A 16961-nucleotide genomic window follows, 5' to 3' on the forward strand; every position below is an offset into this window, starting at 1 on the left:
GACGTCCTGAGCGGAGCGTCCGCAGGGCGCGAAGTCGAAGACGTCCTGAGCGGAGCGTCCGCAGGGCGCGAAGTCGAAGACGTCCTGAGCGGAGCGTCCGCAGGGCGCGAAGTCGAAGGACGGCGGGGGAGGGGGAGACCACCACCGATTTCGCGGATTGCACAGAGTTTTTACACCTTTCTCCGCGCCTTTGCACCCCTCTGTGCCACCGTGTCCTCCTTGCTCCCAACTTACAGGGCTTCCTTCTCCTCCTCCAAATTCCATCAAAACTCCTCCCAAATGGATGAGGCGGAAACCATGCCAAACCGCTATACTGCAAGCGTACAAACGAGGAAGCAATGGGCACACTTCTGCCCCCCTCAACGACAACAACTTCCCAATCGGAGGATCAACCATGTTCAAGAAAATGCGAAAACTCTTACCCATCGTGAGTGTACTGGCCCTCGTGGCAACGCTTGCTCTGGCTGGCTGCAGCGCCGCGACGACAGCCGCAGCCGCTGCCCCCGCCGCTGAAGCCAACACCGTCCTGGGCCAGGGCGGCCCGCAAGGTGCAGGTCAAGGGCGTGGGCAAGGCCAGGGTGGCCCACAAGGCGCAGGCCAAGGCTTGCTGGAAGTCACCACCCCGCCCGACGCCACCGCAGCCGACTTGAGCGATGAAGAAATCGCCGACCTGCTTCACATGCGCGAAGAGGAAAAACTGGCTCGTGACGTTTACCTCACCCTCTACGACAAATGGGGCGCACAGGTGTTCAGCAACATCGCTCGCTCTGAGCAGATGCACATGGACCGCATCGGCACCCTGCTGAACGCTTACGGCATCGACGACCCCGTTGCTCAAACCGGCGACCAGCGCGGCGTGTTCACCGACCCTAACCTGCAAGACCTCTACAATCAACTGGTCGAGAAAGGCTCCTCCTCCCTGGTCGATGCCCTCACCGTGGGCGCCACCATCGAAGACCTGGACATCAAAGACCTTGACGAAGCCATCGCTCGCACCACACACGACGACATCAAGAGCGCCTACGAGAGTCTGCGCCTGGGCTCCGAACACCACATGCAGGCTTTCGTCAGCAACCTGCAGGCCAACGGTGCTGACTACACCCCGCAGTACATCTCCGCAGACGAATACCAGAGCATTCTGGCAAGCACTCCCGGCCAAGGCCAGGGCGCAGGCGGGCAAGGCCGACGTGGTGGCCCCAACCACTAAAATGTCCTGAAATATCCTGAGAGGAGGGTTTGCATGGAAGAAGCAAACCCTCCTCACTTCCAAAAGACTTTAGAAGGAGGCCATCATGACCATGCTCCTGCGCCGAACCTTGACCGCCACTTTCCTGACCGTCTTCATCCTTTCCCTCCTTTGGGCGGGCGCCAACCTGCGCCTGACAAAGCCCTCACAAGAAACCACCGCCGAGGCTGCCAACACCCCCACCAGCGTGGAAGACACCTGGGCTCCCTCGGACGAATGGATAGAAATCGAAGGCACCGTGGCACATTACGAAGATAACACCCTGGTCATCAACACCAACGACGGCACCAGCCTGGAAGTCGAGTTAGGGCCGCTGGGTTACTGGCTGGCCAACGGCATCGCCTTCCATCCCGGCGACGCCGTCCGCATCAAGGGTTTTTACACCGACTCTTTCGAACCGGCAGAAATTTTCAACCTGACCACGGGCGAAAGCATTACCCTGCGCAACGCCGACGGCTCCCCCGTCTGGCGAGGCGAAGAACACTAAAGACTATGCCCACTTGCTTACCCCTGTTTTCAGGAGGCATCTCATGACCAGCAAACGCAAACAATCCCGCTTTTACACCCGCGGTTTCGCGGTATTTGTCCTGGTTTTCATTGCCCTGGTACTCACCGTTTCCGGCATCGTGCTCTACATCGCGCCGCCAGGGCGCTACACCAACTGGACTGACTGGCGCGTGTTCTCGATTACCAAGAGCGGCTGGGAAGCCATTCACATCAACTTCTCGTTGCTCTTCATCATCCTGGTTTCCCTGCACATTTACTTCAACTGGCGCGTGCTGCGCGGCTACCTGCGCCGCGGCCTGGCCTGGACGGTGCGCTACCGCAAAGAACTCGCTGCAGCCACCGCGCTGACCGCAGCCGTTTTCGCTGGCTCGGTGCTTTCCTGGCCGGTGTTTGCCGACATCGCGGACTTCGGCGAAACCCTCAAGGCTCAAATCGAAGCCCAGCAGATCACCGCCATTGCCAACTGGCAGGCCGCTGTGGGGCTGCTGGTAGCCTTCCTGGCCGGATGGGGCCTGTTGGCCGTGCGCAGCATGCCAGTCAAGGAGCCTGTACCCACGCAGCAGCAGTCGAAAGGAGGCTGATATGCCCCGCGGACATCGTGGATTTGGCGGCCCTCGTCCTTTCGCTCCTCGCCCGTGGCGCCCCTGGCGGCGCCGCGGGTGGGGTTGCTTCCCCTGGTTTTTCCTGCTTGGCCTGTTCGTCATGGCCGCAGTGCTCGTCCTGGGGTGAAAGGGCGAAACGCCGCTTCATCTTCCAAATCCGCAAGGGCGCACTACCGTGTGCCCTTGCGTTTCTTCGGAAATCCTCGCGTCTCCTCCGTTTTTCATCCTTAAGGGATGAGGCGCGAACGCCCCTTTGCGACTACACTACAGGCGCTTGAATGCACAAGCATCGCTCGAGGGCAACACCCTCGCAACATTCCGACTTTTGGAGGTTCGACCATGTTGAAGAAAATCCTGCCGTTTATCGGCGTTTTAGTTTTTGCTCTGGGGCTGGTGGCCTGCCAGGCAACGCCCACCGCAGCGCCGGCACAAACCACAACCGAAGCGCCCACCGCGGTGACGACGGCCATGCCCACGATGGGTAACGGCCCCGCCGCAGGCGCCGGGCAAGGTGCCGGCCAGGGCGCCATGTATGGCCAGGAAGGCCACGATGACGAGCACGGCGGCCCGCCGGAGGGCATGAACCCTGCCGAAAACATTCCCACCCCCAGCGACACCAACCTCACCGACGCCGAAAAGGCCGACCTGCTTCACATGCGTGAGGAAGAAAAACTGGCCCGCGACGTTTACCTCACCCTCTATGACAAATGGGGAGCACAGGTGTTCGGCAACATCGCCCGCTCTGAACAAATGCACATGGACGCCGTCGGCACCTTGCTCCAGACCTACGGCCTGGAAGACCCCGTAGCCCAAACCGGCGACAAGCGCGGCGTGTTCAGCGACCCCAAACTGCAAGACCTCTACAACCAACTGGTAGAGAAAGGCTCTACTTCCCTCGTTGACGCCCTCACCGTGGGTGCCACCATCGAAGACCTGGACATCAAAGACCTTGACGAAGCCATCGCCCGCACCACGCACGCCGACATTCAGACCGTGTACGACCGCTTGCGCACCGGCTCCTACCACCATATGAAAGCCTTCGTGAGCAACCTGCAGGCCAACGGCGCCGACTACTCGCCGCAGTTCATCTCCGTTGAAGAGTACCAGCACATCCTGGAAAGCACGCCGGGCGGCCCCGGAGGCATGGGGCACGGCGGCGGCGAGACAGGTCACGGCGCTGGCGGCCCGCACGGCAATTGCGATGCCACCGCCACCCCTGCTCCGTAGCACCTTCTCCTCACACCGTGGGCTTCCAGCCCACACAAACGCAAGAGGCCCAAACCTTTGGGCCTCTTCGTTTTGATTTGGAAAGGCGAAATGGGCTTAGAGATGCTTCTCGAACCATCCTACGATATGCTCCAGCCGCGCAATGCGCTTGTCGGTGCGGCCAGTGCGCGAAAGGCCATGCGGTTCGCCGGGGAAGCGCACAAATTCGGTTTCCACACCACTGTATTTCAGCGCCGCGTAGGCCTGCTCGCCCTGGTCAATGGGGCAGCGCAGATCCTGCTCGCTGTGGATGATGAGGGTGGGCGTGGTGGCTTTGTGCAGGTAAGGCAAAGGCGACATGCGCCAGTAGTCGTCTAACGCCTCCCACGGGGGCTTGCCCACGCCGATGAGGTGCTGGGTGAGGTAGTTCATGTCGCTGGCGCCCCACATGCTGATGTGGTTGGAAACCGACCGCTGCGCGGCGGCGGCCTTGAACCGGCCCGTGTGCCCCACCACCCAAAGGGTCATGTAGCCGCCGTAACTGCCGCCGGTGACAAACATACGCTCTTTGTCCACGTAGGGCAGCGCGGCGAGGTAGTCCGCCCAGGCCATGATGTCGCTGTAATCGCGGTCGCCCCAGTTGCCCCAGATGGCCCTGGTGTGCGCTTCGCCGTAGCCGGTGCCGCCGCGGGGGTTGCAGAAGCCCACCACGTAGCCCTTCGCGGCAAAGGCGTAAAACTCGTGCATCATCAGGAAGCCGTACTGGGTCATCGGGCCGCCGTGGATTTCCAGAATCAGCGGATATTTCTTGGCAGGGTCGAAATCGGGCGGCTTGAGAATCCAGCCCTGCAGGCGGTAGCCGTCTTCGGGGTTGGTGAACCAGACTTCCTCGGTTTCGCCCAAATTGGTGCGGCGCAGCCAGGCGTTGACGCGGGTGAGTTGGCGGCGGCGTCCGGTGGCGGTATCCAAACGGTAAATTTGCCCCGGGTCGGTGAGGTCGCCGTAGAAATAGGCCAGGGTGCGCCCGTCTTTGGAAAGCGAGAGCGCGCCCACCGCGCCGTTTTCGTCAATCAGGGTTTCCAGGCGCTCGCCGTCGCGGCTGATGCGGCAAAGTTGCACCTTGCCGTGGGTCGCGTTGTGGAAATACAGGGCTGCGGAATCCGGCGTCCACTGGGGCGGGGTGGTGGTGATGGCTGCGATGAGGTCGTTGATGACGTCGGCGGCGGCGTGCAGGCCGTGGGCGGCGGTCAGGTTACGGGCTTCCCCGCGGCCGTTGGCGGGCATCACCCACAGGGAAGTCGCCCGCCACCACTCGAACAGCCCCTCGCTGCCGAGGTAAGCCAGCCACTTGCCGTCGGGGGAAACCGCCAGGTTGCCCTTGGGCCCCACGGGCGTGGGAATGCGCTCCGGCTCGCCCCCTTCCGCAGGAATGCGGAAGATGTCGATGGCTTCGGGCGCAAGGTCGGGGTCGGGCTGGCGGTTGCTGAGGTAATAAATCCACCTGCCGTCGGGCGACCACACCGCGCCGTATTCCTCGTAAATTTCGTGGTCGGGCGTGAGTTGGGTAGCCTTGCCGGTGCGGACATCCACCAGCCAGAGGTGCTGGGTGCGCTTGGGCAACAAGCCCATGCCGTCGGCCTTGTAGTGCAGCCGCGCCAGGTGGAAGAACACCGGCCCCAGATCCTTCTTGCGGGGGTCTTTTTCGCGTTCCAGCACTTCGGGGTCGGGTTCCCGGAAGCCAATCAGCAGGCGCTTGCCGTCGGGCGACCATGCGAGGCTGAAAATGCGCCCCTTGAGGTCGGTGAGTTTGCGGGCTTCGCCGCCGTCGGTGGGGATGAGGTAGATTTGCGGCTGTTTTTCGTCATCGCGGTTGGAAACGAAGGCGATGGTCTTGCCATCGGGCGACCAGCGGGGCATGGTGTCGTTCTGGTCCCCACTGGTGAATTGGCGGCTGCGCCCGTGGCGGGTGGAAACCAGCCACAGGTTGGTGTATTTCTTCTCGGTCTTGCGGTCAACCCGCTGCACGGTGAACACGACGTGCTCGCCATCGGGGGAAATGCGCAAGTCCTGAATCAGGCGGAAGCGGTACAGGTCTTCGGGAGTGATGGTGTGGAGGGGCATAGGAAGCTCCTGAGGGAATGAGGAATTGCGAATGACGGGAGGGCTGGAAGTTGGATAGACGGATAGGCAGACAGGGGGTCAGGAAAGACTACCCGACTAACCGACCAAGCGACTAACCGACACCCGCCACCGGCTCGAAGCGCGCGGTGAAGTGCCGCAGCAGTTCGGGGGCGTAGGTAAAGCGGTAGCCGGGCACTTTTTCGCCTAACGCCATCACCTCCGCGGCGCTCTCGGCCACCCAATCCATGTGGCTCTGAGTGTACATCCGCCGCGGGATGGCAAGGCGCACCAGTTCCAGTTGGGGGTACACCATTTCGCCGGTCTCGGGGTCGGGGTGAGCAAACATCACCGAGCCGATTTCCACACCTCGCACCGCGCCGGCGCGGTAGAGTTCCACCGCGAAGGCTTGGCCGGGGAAGTGCGCCTGCGGGATGTGCGGCAGGGCACGTTTGGCGTCGATATACACCGCATGGCCGCCCGCGGGTTCCAGCACCGGCACGCCGAGGCCCTTCAGGCGCTCGTTCAGGTAACGCACCTGCCCGGTGCGGTAGGCCAGGTAGTCTTCCTGCAGGGCTTCGCGCAGGCCCACAGCCATCGCCGCGAGGTCGCGTCCCGCCAGCCCGCCGTAGGTGGGGAAGCCTTCCCGCAGGATAAGGGCGTTGGCAGCGCGGCGGTAAACGTCTTCGTCGTTCATCGCCAGAAAGCCGCCGATGTTCACGATGGCGTCCTTCTTGGCGCTCATGGTCGCGCCGTCGGCGTAGGAAAACATCTCCTGGGCGATTTCCAGCGGCGTTTTGTCGGCATAGCCGGGTTCCCGCTGCTTGATGAACCACGCGTTTTCGGCAAAGCGGCAGGCATCAATGAAAAACGGAATGCCGTATTCGTGGTAGATCTCGCTCACGGCGCGAATGTTGGCCATGCTCACCGGCTGGCCGCCGCCGCTGTTGTTGGTGACGGTAATCATGCCAAAGGGGATGTTTTCGGGACCGGTTTCCTTGATAAACGCCCGCAGTTTTTCCACATCCAGGTTGCCCTTGAAGGGCGCGTCGAGGGTGGTGTCAAAGGCCTCGTCCACCACCAGGTTGACGGGGCGACCGCCGCGGGCGAGGATGTTGGCTTCGGTGGTGTCGAAGTGCATGTTGGAAGGCACATACTGGCCGGGCTTGAGCATGATTTCAGCCAAAATGCCTTCGGCAGCCCGCCCCTGATGGGTGGGCACAAAAAAGCGGAAGCCCGTAATCTCGTGGATGGCTTCCGCTAACTGGAAGAAGGAACGCGCCCCGGCGTAGGATTCATCGCCTTCCATGATGGCCGCCCATTGGTGCTGGCTCATCGCGCCGGTACCGGAGTCGGTCAGCAGGTCAACGAACACCTCATCCGACCGCAAGCCGAAGACGTTGTAGCCAGCGCGCTTGAGCGCGGCTTCCCGCTCGGCGGGGTCGGGCAGGCGGATGGGTTCCACCATTTTGATGCGGAAGGGTTCAGGGGGGTGTTTGGGCATAAACGGCTCCTCTCTGTGGAATCGGGTAATTACCTACCCAGATCGCGACGACGGCAACCCTGGGCTTGTGTTCCCACCGTGTTTTTCTTTGGCACCGCCGCCGCTGCGTTGACCCCACCCCCGTCCCCTCCCCGCACGCGGGGAGGGGAGCCAGGGGAAGGGTATGACAAAGGCGCAGCACATCAAGACGCATGGAGAGCACCACAGCGTAGGCAGTTACGAAATCGGTAGGTTTTTCCACGAAATCTGCGCAATCTGCGGTTTCTCTTCACCAAGGCTGCACCATATATCTTACACGATCAGCGCCTCCAGCGCCGCCAGTTCAGGGGGCACGGTGGCGAGTTCGGGCGCGCGGCGGATGACCGCGTCGGGGTCTTTCAGGCCGTGGCCGGTGCAAACGGCCACAATGGTTTTGCCCGCGGGGTCGAAGCGGCCGGCGCGGATTTCGGCGGCCAGCCCGGCCAGCCCCGCCGCCGAAGCGGGTTCCACCCACAGGCCTTCTTCTTCGGCCAGCAGGCGCTGCATGGCTAAAATTTCGTCGTCGCTCACGGCGATGATGCGCCCGCCCGATTGCCGCGCGGCTTCCAGCGCCTGCTCGCCGCGGGCCGGGCGGCCAATGCGGATGGCCGTCGCCACGGTTTCGGGGTGCTCCACGGGATGGCCGAGCACTAAGGGCGCCGCGCCCGCCGCCTGCACGCCCAGCAGTTGGGGCAGGCCGGTACCCTTCGCTTCGTGGTACTGGCGAAAGCCCATCCAGTAGGCGGTGATGTTGCCCGCGTTGCCCACGGGCAGGCAGAGCCAGTCGGGGGCATGGCCGAGGGTGTCGCAAATCTCGAAGGCCGCGGTTTTCTGGCCTTCCAGCCGGTAGGGGTTGATGGAATTGACCAGCGCGAGGGGATGCTTGCGGCTGATTTCCACCACCAGGCGCAGGGCGTCATCAAAAGAGCCTTCCACCTGCACCACCTGCGCCCCGTAAGCCAGCGCGCCGGCCAGTTTGCCCAGCGCCACCTTGCCTTCGGGAATCAGCACCACCGCTTTAACGCCGGCGCGGGCAGCATAGGCTGCCGCTGAGGCCGCGGTGTTGCCTGTGGAGGCGCAAATCACGGCTTGCGCCCCCCGCCCGATGGCCTCGCTCACCGCGGCGGTCATGCCGCGGTCTTTGAACGAGCCGGTGGGGTTCAGCCCCTCGTATTTCACGAAGAGTTGGAAGCCGCCGCCGAGGCGCGCCGCCAGCCGAGGCACCGGCACCAGAGGCGTCTCGCCTTCCAGCAGGGAAACCACCTGCGTATGGGCGGGCAAGTCGAGCCACGGGCGGTAACGAGAGATGACACCATTGTAAGGCATATCCGTCTCCTTGAGCACAATGTCCTAACGCGCGGCGTCGGCAGCTTTGAGGGCAAAATAGGCTTCCATCACCCGCCGCACAATCGGGCCGGCCACCACCGCGCCTTCCCCACCATTATAGAGGAAAGCCACCACAACAATCTCCGGATCATCATAGGGGGCGTAGGCCACCGTCCAGCCGTGGGTCGGCCAGTCGCCGCGGCGGCAGAGGTGCCGCTGCTGGGCTTTGTTGTCGCAATATTCCGCGGTGCCGGTCTTCCCCGCCACAGGGATGGGAAAGCCCTGGAACACGCGGTGCAGCGTGCCGTGGATACCGTCGGTCACGGCCAGGCGCATCCCCCGCTGCACCTGTTCGATGGCCCACGGGTCCACCGTCTTCAACTCGCCGGTCCATTTACACCGGCCAATGCCGCCGGGGTTGCGATAAATCTTGATGATGGGGTCGGTGGTAATATCCCAGCGCACCTTGGGCTTGAACGGTTCGATGACCTTGCCTTCCGCATCCACCACTTCGTAGCGGACCGTGGGCTGCATTTGCACGCCATTGTTGGCAATGGTGGCCGCCGACATGAGCACCTGCAAGGGCGTGCCAAGTACATAGCCCTGCCCCACGCTGGCAAGGTAGGTGTCGCCGGTGGACCAGTTTTCGCCCTTGTAGATACGCTTCCAGGTCGGCGTGGGGATCAGGCCGGTGGCTTCCCCAGGCAGGTCGATACCGGTGCGGTCGCCGTAGCTCAAGGCGTGGGCATAAGTGCCCAAACGGCAAATGCCGAGGCCGGGGTTGATTTCATCGTCGTAGCCACCGCCGAGTTTGTAGAAGCACACATTGCTGGAATAAGCAATGCAGTGCAGAAAGTCAATTTTGCCAAACCCGCCCTCCTGGTAGTTGTGGTCGTAGAACTTTTCGGCCTTACCAGGGTCGTTGGCGTAATACTTGTTCGCCAGGGTGATGATGCCCGGCGCGTCGATAATCTGATCGAGGGTAACGATGTGCTCATTCATTGCGCCGGTGCCGGTGACGATTTTGAACGTCGAGCCGGGGGCATATTCACCGGAAATGGCGTGGTTGAGGAGCGGGTTCTCGGGGTCGGCAGCCAGTTGCTGGTAATAATAAGCCGGAATGAAGCGCGCCATGCGGTTGTTTTCGTACGTGGGGTACGAAACCATAGCGAGGATTTCGCCAGTTTTGGGGTTCATGGCAATGACCACCCCGCTTTGGGTGCGCGGCGCGCCATCGGGCATCGGGTAGCGCTCGTTCACATACTTGATCTGGTTGACCAGAATGTGATAGGCCGCATCTTGCAGGCGGGTATCAATCGTCAGCACCAGATTTGCGCCCGGCTTGGGCTGCTGGGGTTCCTTCAAGTCGCGCAAAATGTGCCCGGCGACGTCGACTTCCACCGTGCGGTGGCCGTTAGTGCCGGCCAGCAGGTCTTGGTAAGAAAGTTCCACCCCCGCATAGCCCACTTTATCGCGATTAGGCACCAGCCCTTTGTTTTTGTAATAATCAACCAGCGCCTTGGGCACCGGCCCCAGGAAACCAACCACGTCGGCCGTCAGGTAGCCGGTGGGGTAATCGCGGATGGGGTCGACTTCGATGCCCACCCCCGGCCAATCGGCGGCGCGTTCGCGAATGACCATGGCGGTTTTTCGCGGAATATCGCACTTGATTTTCACCGGTCGGTACGGGGCAAAGGTTTCGCCGAAATTCACAATCTGGCGAATGCCTTGCTCCGAGCGGCAGGGCACGTAGGGGTGCTCCTTATCCACCGTGCCATAACTCACCGGCACGCCGGTAAGGGCCGAGAGTTGCCGGTAGATGGCATCCACCTTGCCGGGGTCGTCGGGCAGGTAGGCGGGGGTAATCACCAACGTGTAGGAAGCCACATTGCGCGCCAGCACCACGCCGTTACGGTCGTAAATTGCGCCGCGCGGCGCGGGGATGTTGAGTTCCTCAACCCGGTTGGCATTGGCGCGGGCAATCCACTCGTCGTAACGCAGCACCTGGAGGTCGAACAGGCGCGCGACAAATGCCAGCAGCACCAACCCAATCACGGCTGCTGTAACGCCCAGCCGCCAGCCTTCCAGCAGCGCAGAGGTGATTTCAGGTTCGCCGTTCATACATGCACCTCTTTGCTCGGAAAGAACCAGGCCGCCCATTCATCCATCAGGCTATAAACCGGCAGCGCGAACAACAGGTTGAGCAACAGGCTGGGGAAAACCACCCGGTTGAGGGCTTCCCCAAGGGGCAAAGGGCTGCGCAGCACAAAGCGCAAATAGCCCCACGCCAGCCCCTGCGTCACCAGGGTGCCGACCAGCACCACGGTGAAAAACGCAAAAAAGGAAGCCCGCCACAGTTTTCGCCGCAAAAGCATGGCAAAACCTGCAACCATGCCATAGCCCATCACGAACAGCCACCACGGCAGCGCCGAAAGCGTGCCAACCATCAGCCCGGCCAGCACCACCCACACCCACGAAGCGGGAGCGTCTTCGTGCATATACCACGCTGCGAGGGTCAACAGCACCACATCGGCTGCCCCTTGCAAGAGGTGAATCTGGCTAAACACGGCGCTCTGCAACGCGGTTGCCAGCGCCAGCACCACCAGGCCAGAAAGCGAAGCCATCATGGCGTGCCCCCTTGCGGTTTGGTCAGGGGTGTCACATCCACCGGGCGGAAGTTGACGATGACCAGCACGATCTGCAAGCGCCGGAAATCTACCACCGGCTGAACCGCGGCTTCCTGAAAGAGCGCATACGAAAGCTTGCGCACGCTCACGATTTGCCCGGCGAGAATGTTAGGGGGGTAACGCCCCCCCAGGCCCGAAGTCAGCACCAGGTCGCCGGGCTTGATTTTGGCATCCAACGAAACCATATCCAGCGAAAGCTCACCGGTCAGGCTACCGACCAGCACGGCGTTGGTGTGGGAAGGCTGCACCACGACATCCACCGCCGAGTTGGCGTCGGTAATCAGTTGCACGCGGGCCGCGTTGGGGATCACCGCGGTGATGTGCCCCACCAGCCCCTCGGCGCTCACCACAGGCATGCCCACCCGCAAGCCATCGTCGGAGCCGCGGTTGATGATGATGTAACGCAAAAAGGGGCTGGGGTCACGGCCAATGACCTGAGCGGCCTTGTATTCGTTCTGGGGATGGGCGCGGGCAAAATCCAACAACGCCGAAAGCAATTCCGCTTCGGCCAGTTGCTGCTGCAAGGTCACCACTTCGGTTTGCAAGCGGCTGACCTCGGCTTTGAGTTGCTGGTTTTCGGCGCGCAGGGCGTTGACGTCTTTAGGCGCGTTGAGATAAGCCCGGATGCCCTGATAAGCCCGGGCCAACCACGCCTGCACCGACAAAACTGGCTGGGTGCTCAAGCGTGTCAGCGGCGTCAGATAGCCCCCCAACGAAAGCGCCAGCAGCCCAATGACCACCAACGCAATCACCAACGCCCGTAAAGTGCGAGGGGAAAATTTCATCGCAAGCGCAAGGCGGGGAATCCCGCCCTCAGGCTATATTCTCCATATCGACGAGGAACTGGCCGTTGGTGCGGAAGTCTTCCAACACCATGCCTGCGCCGCGGGCCACGCAACTTTGTGGGTCGTCGGCCACCCAGGCACGCAGGTTGAGTTCGTCGGTAATGCGCTCGGCCAATCCCTGCAACTGTGCCCCGCCGCCGGCTAAGGTAATGCCGCTCTCCATCAAATCGGCAATGATGGCCGCGGGGGCTTCATCGATGGTGTCGCGAATGGTATCCATGATGGTCTGCACCGGCCCGGCAATGGCTTCCCGAATCTCAATCGAAGAGACTTCTACCGCCTCCGGCAAGCCAGTGACCAGATTGCGGCCGCGCACCACCGTGGTTTTCTCTTCCGGCAAGGGATGCGCCGAGCCAATCTGGATTTTGATGGTCTCAGCCATCTGCTCACCAATGAGCAGATTATACTTATTGCGCAGATATTGCACGATGGCCTCATCCATTTCATCACCTGCCACCCGCAGCGAACGGGAAACCACCGTGCGTCCCACCGAAAGCACCGCCACCTCGGTGGTGCCGCCGCCAATATCCACAATCATGTGCCCTTGAATATCGCCAATGGGCAACCCGGCACCGAGGGCTGCGGCTACCGGCTCTTCAATAAGGTGGGCTTCTCGCGCCCCGGCCGCCATGGCCGCGTCGTACACGGCGCGCATTTCCACCTCGGTCACGCCGGCAGGCACGCCGATCACCACCCGGGGGTAAGGTGCGGGCACGATGCTCTGTTCGTGCGCCTTCCCGATGAGGTGCTCTAACATGGCTTCGGTGATGTCGAACTCGGAAATCACACCATCGCGCAGCGGGCGGATGACCAGGACGTTGGCAGGCGCACGCCCGGCCATTCGCTTGGCCGTGCTACCCACGGCCAAGGGCTGGCGGGTGCGCTTGTCGACCGCGACCCAGGAAGGCTCATTCACCACAATACCTTTACCACGGATGTAAACCAGGGTATTGGCTGTACCCAGGTCGATGCCGATATCCAGCGCAAAAAAACTCAGCAGCCAACTGATTGGATTAAACAAAACACAGGCTCCTGCAAGGGAATAGGCTTACCGTGCGTTAAGCGCGTCCATTATACCATTGCGAAAAACGAGTGCATTAAAGCAGCAGGAACGGCGGAACCGAAACGCGTTGAAATTGAAAGGATGGCTCCCAGGGCGGCAGGGTGATGACCTTACTGGAAAACGCGCATCCGCCCTTTTCCCAGCAGGCGATGGTATAATGGAAAACACAGCGGGTAGCAGCAATCCGAGCGCGCGCGGCTACCCCGCGCTGCGATTTCGTGTTAGAGGAGTTTTGTATGTCCGGTCATTCCAAGTGGTCAACCATCAAGCGCAAGAAAGCCGCCGAAGATGCCAAGCGCGGTAAAATCTTCACCCGCCTGGCGCGGGAAATCACCTTAGCGGCGCGGGAAGGCGGCGGCGATCCGGAAGCCAACGTCCGCCTGCGGCTGGCCATCGAGCGCGCCAAAGCCGCCAACATGCCCAAAGACAACATCGAGCGCGCCATCAAGCGCGGCACCGGCGAAGACAAAGAAAGCGGCAACTTTGAGGAAATCTACTACGAAGGCTATGCCCCCCACGGCGTCGCGCTGATGATTTACTGCGTGACCGACAACCGCAACCGCACCGTCTCCGACGTCCGGCACATCCTCAGCCGGTACGGCGGCAGCATGGGCGAGGGCGGCTCGGTAGCGTGGCAGTTCGAGCGGATGGCCTACTTCGCCATCCCCGCCGAAGGGCAAGACCCCGACGCCATCTTCGAACTGGCCGTGGAAGGCGGTGCCGACGACGTCAAATTCGACGACGACCTGATCGAAATCTTCGGGCCGGTCGATTCTTTCAAGACCATCGGCGACCAGTTGCGCCAGGCGGGCATCCAGCCCGACGAAGCCGGGCTGAAAATGATCCCCAAGCAAGAAATGGAACTTTCCCCCGATGAAACCATCCAGGTGCTCAAGGTCATCGAAGCCCTGGAAGAACTGGACGACGTCCAGGAAGTATATTCCAACCTCAACATCAGCGAAGAAGCCCTCGCGAAGATGGAAGCCGCCTGAGCGCGGCTCGCGGGAGCACTTTTCAGGCCGCTGAGGCGCTGCATGCGCGGCAAGCGGGAAGCCGCACAGCGGTGGTTGCCTCGGTGGCCTTTTCATAGGTGCAGCCTGTGCTCGTTCTTGGACTTGACCCCGGCACCGCCACCACCGGTTACGGCCTGGTAGAAGCCGCCGCCGACGGCGCCATGACGGCCATAGACTACGGGGTCATCCTCACACCGGCCAAAACACCCCTGGCCGAGCGCCTGCACATGCTCTACGACCGGCTGCAAGGGCTGCTGGAGCGTTACCACCCCGATGGTGCGGCGGTCGAAAAACTGTTCTTTCAGAAAAACGTCACCACGGCGATGAGCGTGGGGCAGGCGCGGGGCGTGCTGCTGCTGGCGCTGGCCCAGGCCGGACTGGCCGTGGCCGAATACACGCCCAACGAAATCAAGGAAGCCGTGACCGGCTACGGCAGCGCCGGAAAAGCCCAAATGCAACGCATGGTGCAAATGCTGCTGGGGCTGGAAAGCCCCCCTCGCCCCGACGACGCCGCCGACGCCCTGGCCGTCGCCCTCTGCCACGCCCAGCACCTCCGCTGGCAAACCCACCTTGCCGAGAGGCAGCCATGATTGCCTTCCTGGAAGGCACCCTCGCCGCCCGCCACGAAGACCGACTGACCGTGCAAATCGGCGCGATGGGACTGTGGGTGTTCGTGCCCCGCCCCCTGGCCGAGCGGCTGACGGTGGGGCAGCCCGTGGCGTTGCACACGCACCTGGTGGTGCGGGAAGATGCCCTCACCCTCTACGGCTTCGAAACCGCCGAAGCGCGTGACCTCTTCATCCTGCTGCTGGGCGTCAACGGTGTGGGGCCGCGGCTGGCGCTGGCCATCCTTTCGGCGCTTACCCCGGCGGCGCTGCGGCGCGCCGTTTTCCAGGAACAGGCCGACGTCTTCCAGCGGGTGCCCGGCGTGGGCAAGAAAACCGCCCAGAAAATCGTGTTGCACCTGCAAGACCGCCTGCGCCCCGAAGATACCCTCACTGCCGTGGCCGCTCTGCCCGATGCCGACGGCGAAGTGCTGGAAGCCCTCATCGCCCTGGGCTACAGCGTGGTGGAAGCCCAAACCGCCATCCAGTCCCTGCCGGGCGATGCCCCCCCCGATGTGGAAACGCGCCTGCGGCTGGCGCTTCAATCTCTGAGCCGCTAATTCCCCTTTTTGGAGTTCTGTTATGGCTGAAGAAAGCAACACCCTTCCCGAAAGCGAAATCGTCGCCCCCGAAGCCGAAAGCGAAACCCCGGCTACCTGGCACGACCCCGCCAAAGTGCTCCGCTTTGCCGTCATTGCCCGCGTCACCGCTCGCATTCTGCTGGCCCTCATCGTCGTGGGGCTGGGTTATGTCACGTACCAGGTCGTTCACAACGCTTCCATGACCGGCCAGAGCGCGTGGAGCAATCTGCTGATGCAATATCTGGCTTTTGTTTCGCTGGTGATGGCCGTGGTGGTGATGGAAGGTATCGCCTACTTCCTGGAAATCATGGTGGACATCGAGGAAAACACCCGGAAGTAGCATGGCTGTTTCCCTCCCCAACACTACGATAGCCTTCATTGGGCCGGGCACGATGGCCGAGGCGATGATCACCGGCCTGCTGCGGGAAGGCGTCGCGTCGCCGGAACGCATCGTGGCGGCCGGGCCGCGTCAGCAGCGGCTGGAACGGCTGGAAACGCGCTACGGCATTCGCACCACGCGCGAGAATGCCACCGCGGCAGCTGAGGCCGATGTGGTCGTACTCTCGGTCAAACCGCAGGTGCTTTCCAAAGTGCTGCCCGAGTTGAAAGGGAGAATCCGCCCCGAGGCGCTGGTGCTTTCCATCGTGGCCGGTGCCACGATGGAACGGTTGAGCCATGGCCTGCAACACCCGGCGGTGGTACGCGCCATGCCCAACACCCCCGCCCAAATCGGCATGGGCATCACCGTGTGGACGGCGGCGCAGGCTGTCAGCCCCACTCAGCGGGAAACCGCGCGCGGTGTGCTCACAGCCCTCGGCGACGAAATTTTCATGGAAGACGAGGTGTATCTGGATATGGCCACCGCCCTTTCCGGCACCGGCCCGGCCTATGTGTTCTTGTTCATGGAAGCCCTGATCGACGCGGGTGTGCACCTCGGTTTCCCGCGGCGGGTGGCCGAGCAGCTGGTTGTGCAAACGGTCAAAGGCTCGGCAGCCTACTATGAGCGACAACAGGGCGAAGTACACTTGGCGCATTTGCGCAATCAGGTCACTTCGCCGGGCGGCACCTCGGCATCGGCGCTCTACTATTTGGAAAAAGCGGGCTTTCGCACGGCCATCTCGCGCGCCGTATGGGCGGCCTATGAACGGGCGCTTTCGCTGGCCCAAAACGGCAAACCGCAGCCGCCGAAATGAGCGTGCCGCGCGGAGATTGCAAAGCAACCGCAGCCAAAATGCACATCCCCTGGCGTTAGCCGCTATTCAGGCTAAGCACCGATCCAAAATCCCTGAGCAATGTGTCTCTGCGGGGCAGGCGGGAAGCCATCTGCCTCGCGTGACGTTGCTCGGCCCCACGCTTGCCAAGATGTGCTAAACTAAGAACGGTTTGACTTCCACCCTGCTTTCTCTGCGAAAGGAGCAACCCATGGACGAAAAAGAAAAACTCCTCAACCTGATGCGCTTTTGGCTGTTCGGCACGTCCGTAATCGTCTTCGCCGCCGTGACGGCCTACATCGGCATCTTCAGCAACCGCAACTGGTGGCTGGCAATCAAAGCCGGTTTCCCCATCTGGGGGCTGAGCGCCGTGTTGGCCGTGATCTGGTATTACCTCTACAAGTGGTACCTTTCCCGCAAATAGGGCGC

General features: G+C 62.2%; 17 protein-coding genes. 10 read left to right on the forward strand and 7 right to left on the reverse strand.

Going from position 1 to position 16961, the window contains the following annotated elements:
* The first annotated feature begins 406 nt into the window (after positions 1 to 406).
* The 4 genes from ENJ54_04650 to ENJ54_04665 all read left to right on the forward strand — a co-directional run bounded on the left by ENJ54_04650 (position 407) and on the right by ENJ54_04665 (position 3582).
* Positions 407 to 1207 (forward strand): DUF2202 domain-containing protein, encoded by an 801-nt coding sequence (locus ENJ54_04650; GenBank protein ID HFC09134.1) that lies wholly within the window; start codon positions 407 to 409, stop codon positions 1205 to 1207.
* Positions 1208 to 1292: 85 nt separating this feature from the next.
* Positions 1293 to 1733, forward strand: a complete 441-nt coding sequence (locus tag ENJ54_04655; GenBank protein ID HFC09135.1) for a hypothetical protein — start codon at positions 1293 to 1295, stop codon at positions 1731 to 1733.
* Positions 1734 to 1776: 43 nt separating this feature from the next.
* Positions 1777 to 2334, forward strand: coding sequence for a DUF4405 domain-containing protein (locus ENJ54_04660; protein HFC09136.1), 558 nt, complete (start codon positions 1777 to 1779; stop codon positions 2332 to 2334).
* A gap of 549 nt (positions 2335 to 2883) precedes the next feature.
* Positions 2884 to 3582, forward strand: coding sequence for a DUF2202 domain-containing protein (locus ENJ54_04665; GenBank protein ID HFC09137.1), 699 nt, complete (start codon positions 2884 to 2886; stop codon positions 3580 to 3582).
* A gap of 96 nt (positions 3583 to 3678) precedes the next feature.
* Here ENJ54_04665 and ENJ54_04670 read toward each other — a convergent pair whose 3' ends face one another.
* From ENJ54_04670 to ENJ54_04700, 7 genes are all read right to left on the reverse strand, one after another.
* A complete protein-coding gene (locus ENJ54_04670) occupies positions 3679 to 5682 on the reverse strand; it encodes a S9 family peptidase (GenBank protein ID HFC09138.1) in 2004 nt (667 codons plus the stop codon).
* Positions 5683 to 5794: 112 nt separating this feature from the next.
* Positions 5795 to 7183 carry a tryptophanase gene (locus ENJ54_04675; GenBank protein ID HFC09139.1) on the reverse strand — a complete coding sequence of 463 codons (1389 nt, stop codon included), beginning with the start codon at positions 7181 to 7183 and terminating at the stop codon, positions 5795 to 5797.
* Positions 7184 to 7474: 291 nt separating this feature from the next.
* A complete protein-coding gene (locus ENJ54_04680; GenBank protein HFC09140.1) occupies positions 7475 to 8527 on the reverse strand; it encodes a threonine synthase in 1053 nt (350 codons plus the stop codon).
* Between the two features lie 24 nt (positions 8528 to 8551).
* Positions 8552 to 10687 carry a penicillin-binding protein 2 gene (gene mrdA, locus ENJ54_04685; protein ID HFC09141.1) on the reverse strand — a complete coding sequence of 712 codons (2136 nt, stop codon included), beginning with the start codon at positions 10685 to 10687 and terminating at the stop codon, positions 8552 to 8554.
* Positions 10645 to 11154, reverse strand: coding sequence for a hypothetical protein (locus tag ENJ54_04690; GenBank protein ID HFC09142.1), 510 nt, complete (start codon positions 11152 to 11154; stop codon positions 10645 to 10647). Before ENJ54_04690 ends, mrdA begins: the two co-directional genes overlap by 43 nt.
* Positions 11151 to 11999 (reverse strand): rod shape-determining protein MreC, encoded by an 849-nt coding sequence (gene mreC, locus ENJ54_04695; protein ID HFC09143.1) that lies wholly within the window; start codon positions 11997 to 11999, stop codon positions 11151 to 11153. The genes ENJ54_04690 and mreC overlap by 4 nt, the downstream gene beginning before the upstream one ends.
* A 28-nt stretch (positions 12000 to 12027) precedes the next feature.
* Complete coding sequence (locus ENJ54_04700) at positions 12028 to 13080, reverse strand: rod shape-determining protein (protein HFC09144.1); 1053 nt, start codon at positions 13078 to 13080, stop codon at positions 12028 to 12030.
* Between the two features lie 278 nt (positions 13081 to 13358).
* Here ENJ54_04700 and ENJ54_04705 point away from each other — a divergent pair, with 278 nt between their 5' ends.
* From ENJ54_04705 to ENJ54_04730, 6 genes are all read left to right on the forward strand, one after another.
* Entirely contained in the window at positions 13359 to 14114 is a 756-nt protein-coding gene (locus tag ENJ54_04705; protein HFC09145.1) for a YebC/PmpR family DNA-binding transcriptional regulator, read from the forward strand.
* A gap of 107 nt (positions 14115 to 14221) precedes the next feature.
* On the forward strand, positions 14222 to 14725 hold the full coding sequence (gene ruvC / locus ENJ54_04710) for a crossover junction endodeoxyribonuclease RuvC (GenBank protein HFC09146.1): 504 nt from the start codon (positions 14222 to 14224) through the stop codon (positions 14723 to 14725).
* The gene (ruvA, locus tag ENJ54_04715; protein HFC09147.1) at positions 14722 to 15300 is read left to right on the forward strand and encodes a Holliday junction branch migration protein RuvA; all 579 of its coding nucleotides are present in this window, start codon (positions 14722 to 14724) and stop codon (positions 15298 to 15300) included. The genes ruvC and ruvA overlap by 4 nt, the downstream gene beginning before the upstream one ends.
* A gap of 22 nt (positions 15301 to 15322) precedes the next feature.
* Positions 15323 to 15661 (forward strand): hypothetical protein, encoded by a 339-nt coding sequence (locus tag ENJ54_04720; protein HFC09148.1) that lies wholly within the window; start codon positions 15323 to 15325, stop codon positions 15659 to 15661.
* 1 nt (position 15662) lies between these two features.
* Complete coding sequence (locus ENJ54_04725) at positions 15663 to 16514, forward strand: pyrroline-5-carboxylate reductase (GenBank protein HFC09149.1); 852 nt, start codon at positions 15663 to 15665, stop codon at positions 16512 to 16514.
* 229 nt (positions 16515 to 16743) lie between these two features.
* Complete coding sequence (locus ENJ54_04730) at positions 16744 to 16956, forward strand: hypothetical protein (protein HFC09150.1); 213 nt, start codon at positions 16744 to 16746, stop codon at positions 16954 to 16956.
* Positions 16957 to 16961 lie beyond the last annotated feature (5 nt).

The organism is Chloroflexota bacterium (genome assembly GCA_011322445.1).
Lineage (GTDB): Bacteria > Chloroflexota > Anaerolineae > Anaerolineales > DRMV01 > DRMV01.

Bases quoted from the DNA above. Each gene is read 5' to 3' on its own strand.
- ENJ54_04730 (HFC09150.1), top strand. From the start codon at position 16,744: ATGGACGAAAAAGAAAAACTCCTCAACCTGATGCGCTTTTGGCTGTTC.
- ruvA (HFC09147.1), top strand. From the start codon at position 14,722: ATGATTGCCTTCCTGGAAGGCACCCTCGCCGCCCGCCACGAAGACCGA.
- ENJ54_04655 (HFC09135.1), top strand. From the start codon at position 1,293: ATGACCATGCTCCTGCGCCGAACCTTGACCGCCACTTTCCTGACCGTC.
- ENJ54_04680 (HFC09140.1), bottom strand. From the start codon at position 8,527: ATGCCTTACAATGGTGTCATCTCTCGTTACCGCCCGTGGCTCGACTTG.
- mreC (HFC09143.1), bottom strand. From the start codon at position 11,999: ATGAAATTTTCCCCTCGCACTTTACGGGCGTTGGTGATTGCGTTGGTG.
- ENJ54_04675 (HFC09139.1), bottom strand. From the start codon at position 7,183: ATGCCCAAACACCCCCCTGAACCCTTCCGCATCAAAATGGTGGAACCC.
- ENJ54_04725 (HFC09149.1), top strand. From the start codon at position 15,663: ATGGCTGTTTCCCTCCCCAACACTACGATAGCCTTCATTGGGCCGGGC.
- ENJ54_04660 (HFC09136.1), top strand. From the start codon at position 1,777: ATGACCAGCAAACGCAAACAATCCCGCTTTTACACCCGCGGTTTCGCG.
- ENJ54_04720 (HFC09148.1), top strand. From the start codon at position 15,323: ATGGCTGAAGAAAGCAACACCCTTCCCGAAAGCGAAATCGTCGCCCCC.
- ENJ54_04665 (HFC09137.1), top strand. From the start codon at position 2,884: ATGTATGGCCAGGAAGGCCACGATGACGAGCACGGCGGCCCGCCGGAG.
- ENJ54_04705 (HFC09145.1), top strand. From the start codon at position 13,359: ATGTCCGGTCATTCCAAGTGGTCAACCATCAAGCGCAAGAAAGCCGCC.
- ENJ54_04670 (HFC09138.1), bottom strand. From the start codon at position 5,682: ATGCCCCTCCACACCATCACTCCCGAAGACCTGTACCGCTTCCGCCTG.
- ENJ54_04690 (HFC09142.1), bottom strand. From the start codon at position 11,154: ATGATGGCTTCGCTTTCTGGCCTGGTGGTGCTGGCGCTGGCAACCGCG.
- ENJ54_04650 (HFC09134.1), top strand. From the start codon at position 407: ATGCGAAAACTCTTACCCATCGTGAGTGTACTGGCCCTCGTGGCAACG.
- mrdA (HFC09141.1), bottom strand. From the start codon at position 10,687: ATGGGCGGCCTGGTTCTTTCCGAGCAAAGAGGTGCATGTATGAACGGC.